The organism is Ruminococcus sp. CAG:330, from assembly GCF_000437175.1.
GTDB lineage: Bacteria > Bacillota > Clostridia > Oscillospirales > Ruminococcaceae > Ruminococcus_C.
In genome coordinates this window covers 1-3,691 of record NZ_FR897972.1, presented here as the reverse complement: position 1 = coordinate 3,691, position 3,691 = coordinate 1, and the positions used below count along the sequence as shown (strand labels likewise).

3 protein-coding genes are annotated in these 3,691 nt (G+C 53.2%); all 3 read right to left on the bottom strand.

Features of this window, described 5'->3' with window-relative positions; translation table 11 throughout:
- Positions 1–326: 326 nt before the first annotated feature.
- Positions 327–1,118 carry a class B sortase gene (locus tag QZL66_RS00280; RefSeq protein ID WP_022409773.1) on the bottom strand — a complete coding sequence of 264 codons (792 nt, stop codon included), beginning with the start codon at positions 1,116–1,118 and terminating at the stop codon, positions 327–329.
- A 175-nt stretch (positions 1,119–1,293) separates the two neighbouring features.
- Positions 1,294–1,869: a manganese efflux pump MntP gene (locus QZL66_RS00275; RefSeq protein ID WP_022409772.1), complete on the bottom strand. Its 576-nt coding sequence runs from the start codon at positions 1,867–1,869 to the stop codon at positions 1,294–1,296.
- Positions 1,870–2,110: 241 nt separating this feature from the next.
- On the bottom strand, positions 2,111–3,691 hold a 1,581-nt coding region (locus QZL66_RS00270), incomplete at its 5' end, for a cellulose-binding protein CttA-related protein (protein ID WP_293601729.1).

Here is a 3,691-nt window from a genome sequence, read left to right as displayed (position 1 = left end):
AGCTGCGCTCAGCTGGAGCAGCCTTTTCGGGGACAGCTTTTCAGAATCTTTTCGTTTCCGCACGATATTTTTTGTTGTCTGCTTTTGTAGGGACACGGCGTGCCGTGTCCGCCAGTTTCAGCAAAGGGAAGTCCGTTGGAAACGTTCCACCGGAACGTTTCCAAAATCAAAAAACAGCAAACGGAACACAGGGCGGAGCGGTCTTGTTCGCTCCGCCCTCGAAAAGCTGTTCCCCCATTTTTGTTTCGGGAAAACGAATCGGACACGGCACGCCGTGTCCCTACAAGTTTGCATCTTGCCATTTGACCGGAACGATGGAGCATTCCTTACTCCGACGTTTCCTCCACCTTTTCAATTCTTCCGATCAGAACAGTGGCAGACTCCGACCAGTCGCCGGAGACATCGCAGGATGCCAGTGCGATGAGGCAGTCATCCTCCGCCAGCTCCACGTCACGCCACTGTTCCGCCGCATCCTTCAGCGCCTCGGCGAACTGCCGGACATCGGACTGCTGTGCCAGCTCGTCCCGCAGGAGATTCTGCACGGTATCGTTTAGCACAGCGCAGCAGAAAAACGTCACCCGATGCACACCGTCCGACATGACCAGAATGCCCTGCGGAATCTCGCTGAACTGCTTCTCCTCCCGAAACGACCGCAGCGACCCGAACATGGTGCCGTTGTTCATATTGATGGCGTGCACCAGCGAGAACGCATCGGAGAAGTCCGGCGCATTGTCCGGATCCAGAAACGGCGTGCCGTAGACATCCACCTGCTGATCCATATTGTGCTCCAGATAATAGGAGCGGTCCTGCGCATGCATCACCGGATAGTCAATGCCTGTCTTTGGGATGGTCAGCCACGCAGCAATGTCCCTGCCGTCCGCCTGCTTCGTCTGGAACAGCTTCTCCCGCTCGGAGATCTGCTCGCTGTTATCCACGGCGGACACCAGATTATTTCCGCTGAGCTGCCGCACGACCTCCACAGCGTGAAGTTCTCCGGAGCCGAAGTACTTGGACTGATGCAGCGCAATGGTCGCACCGGCAACCAGCAGCGCCAGCACCAGACATAGAATAAAGATCCACCGGCTCCGCCACTTTTGCTCTTTCTCTTCCTGCCCCATGACTCCGCACTCCTCTCGACAGCAGTCTAGCTTACATGATTTATACATCAATTATATCACAATCATCTAAAAAAGTCAACAGTTTTTTCGAAGTTGTAGAAAAAAATACCGCATTGTAAAATCCGGAAAAAAGAACGGGAATCCTGCGCTGCTGCGGGATTCCCGTTTGTATTGGTTACTGATGTTCGATGAGATGTTCCGCCAGAATCTTCACGCCGATGAGAATCAGCACCAGTCCGCCGGCGATCTCCGCCTTTTTCTGAAAGCGGTTGCCGAACCGGTTGCCGATCCACACGCCGGCAAAGGAAATGACCAGTGTCGTCACGCCGATGATGGAGATGGAGCTCCAGATGTTGACGTCCAGACAGGCAAAGGCAATTCCCACCGCCAGCGCATCAATGGACGTGGCGATTGCCAGCATGAAGAGTTCCCGATGATCCAGCCTGCGCTCCGCCGACTCCTGTTCCCCGTCCTCTTTTTCGTGAAAGACATCCCACAGCATCTTGCCGCCGAGAAACGCCAGCAGCACAAATGCGATCCAGTGGTCAAACGCCTGAATGTAACGGGAGAATGACGTTCCCAGCAGCCAGCCGATCAGCGGCATCAATGCCTGAAACACGCCGAAGTATAGGCTGATGACAAGTGCCTGGTCATAGCGCATCCGGCGCATGCCAAGCCCCTTACAGACAGACACCGCAAAGGCATCCATGGACAGCGCAATCGCCGTCAGAAGCAGTTCCACAATTCCCATATTCCAAAGTTTCCTTTCTCCCGGTGCCAATAGGCACATGCAAAAGCAGGCTGCGACAGTCGTTTCACAGCCTGCTTTTATTCTATGCATCCAGTATATCATGCCATTCCGGAGTTTGTCAAGGCAAACTTTTTTCGGCGGAGAAAACAAAAACCGGCACGGTGAACTTCACCGTACCGGTTTGCCGCTTATGCGGCGGATGTCACTTTAATTTTGTCGAATGCCCTTTGGCATGTGTTGCTTATTCAGCCCAGATGGAGCCCTTCAGGGTCTTCAGGGACGGAACAACATCCGGCCAAGTCATGTTTCTGCCAGCAGCTCTGTAAGAAACATACTGGAGGATGTTGAATGCATCGTCCATGGACAGAGCAGTGTCGCCCTCGTTCTTACCAAGCTTAGACTCGGTGTCGATATCAGACAGGAAGTAAGCCAGCTTCTCCAGGTTTGCATCCTTGCCGTCAGTCAGAGTCGGGAAGCGGCCTGCTGCGCTGTAAGAATAGTACTGGAGTACTTCGAAGGAGTCATCCATATCTACGTCGCCATCCAGCTGTGCGTCACCCTTGATGCCGATGTAAACCTTCGGCTTCGGAGCGTCTGCCAGAGCCTCGCCGTTGTAGTACGGAGTCATCTCAACAACACAATATGCCTTGCCTTCCTTCTCGTACAGTTCAGCCGGAGTCTTGCACTCGAATGTGATGTCGTTTGTAACATCGGAGCCATCGCTCAGAGTAGCCTTCAGCAGGTCTGCATTGTTGAACGGTCTCTCGTCAACGGAGAAGTAGAAGCTTGCATCTGCTACCAGAGAAACGCTGACGGTCTTGTCCTCTTCAGTGCCCTTGGTAGTGGTTGTGGTTGCTTCGCCAGAGGTGGTTGTGGTTGCTTCGCTAGAGGTGGTAGTTGTTGCAGAAGTTGTTGTAGTAGTAGTAACCTCAGCGGTTGTGGTAGTAACCTCAGCGGTTGTGGTAGTAACCTCTGCGGTTGTGGTAGTAACCTCTGCGGTTGTGGTAGTTGTAGCTGCGGTGGTTGTTGTTGTTGTGGTAGCCTCAGTGGTAGAGGTTGTGGTTTCTGCATCCTTGCTTACGATAACACGAATCCAACCATCTTCCAGAGTTACATAGTCGGAGAATACGTTTCTGCCCTCCGGCTCAGTGCTGTCCAGATACTGGAAGCGCTTGCGGTATGCAGTCTGGCTGCCAGACGGAGCCGGATCGGTACCATCTTCGCTCCACTTTACAGGGAACTCATAGTAGTAAACGTTCTTTTCTGCGTCATACTGGAGTGTCAGACCGTTTTCAGCTGCAACGGACTTTACAGTAGCCTCGTCCGGAATTGCAATGCTTACGTTCACTGCAGTACCCTCAGAAGCATTCGGCTCAGCAGCTGCCAAACCAGCCTGGAGTACATAGAAGAACTTACCATCGGTCTTGAAGGAACCAAGGTTCGACAGGAAGGTGGAGAAGTTATACAGGTCGCCTCTAGAAGCGGATGCATCGCCCCAAGCCAGCTCAACCAGTTCTCTGGTTGCCTTGTCGAAGACAACAGTACCCTGGAGACCATAGGACTTGATCGGGTTGCTGATGTTGAACGGCAGGTTCAGTTCATCTACTTCGCTGTCTTCATAGCCATCGCCCGGGTTTGCCCAGATCTTACCGATGGACCATACAGACTTGCCAGCCGGCAGAGGAGCTTCGGTGGTAGTTGTGGTTGCAGCAGTAGTAGCTGCGGTAGAAGCGGTGGTCTTTTCTGCAGTGGTAGTAGTAGCTGCAGTTGTGGTGGTTGCCTCAGCAGTAGTTGTGGTTGCCTTCGTAGTAGTTGTGGTTGC

Coding starts and splice junctions, on each gene's coding strand:
- QZL66_RS00280 (WP_022409773.1), bottom strand. CDS start 1,118: ATGGGGCAGGAAGAGAAAGAGCAAAAGTGGCGGAGCCGGTGGATCTTT.
- QZL66_RS00275 (WP_022409772.1), bottom strand. CDS start 1,869: ATGGGAATTGTGGAACTGCTTCTGACGGCGATTGCGCTGTCCATGGAT.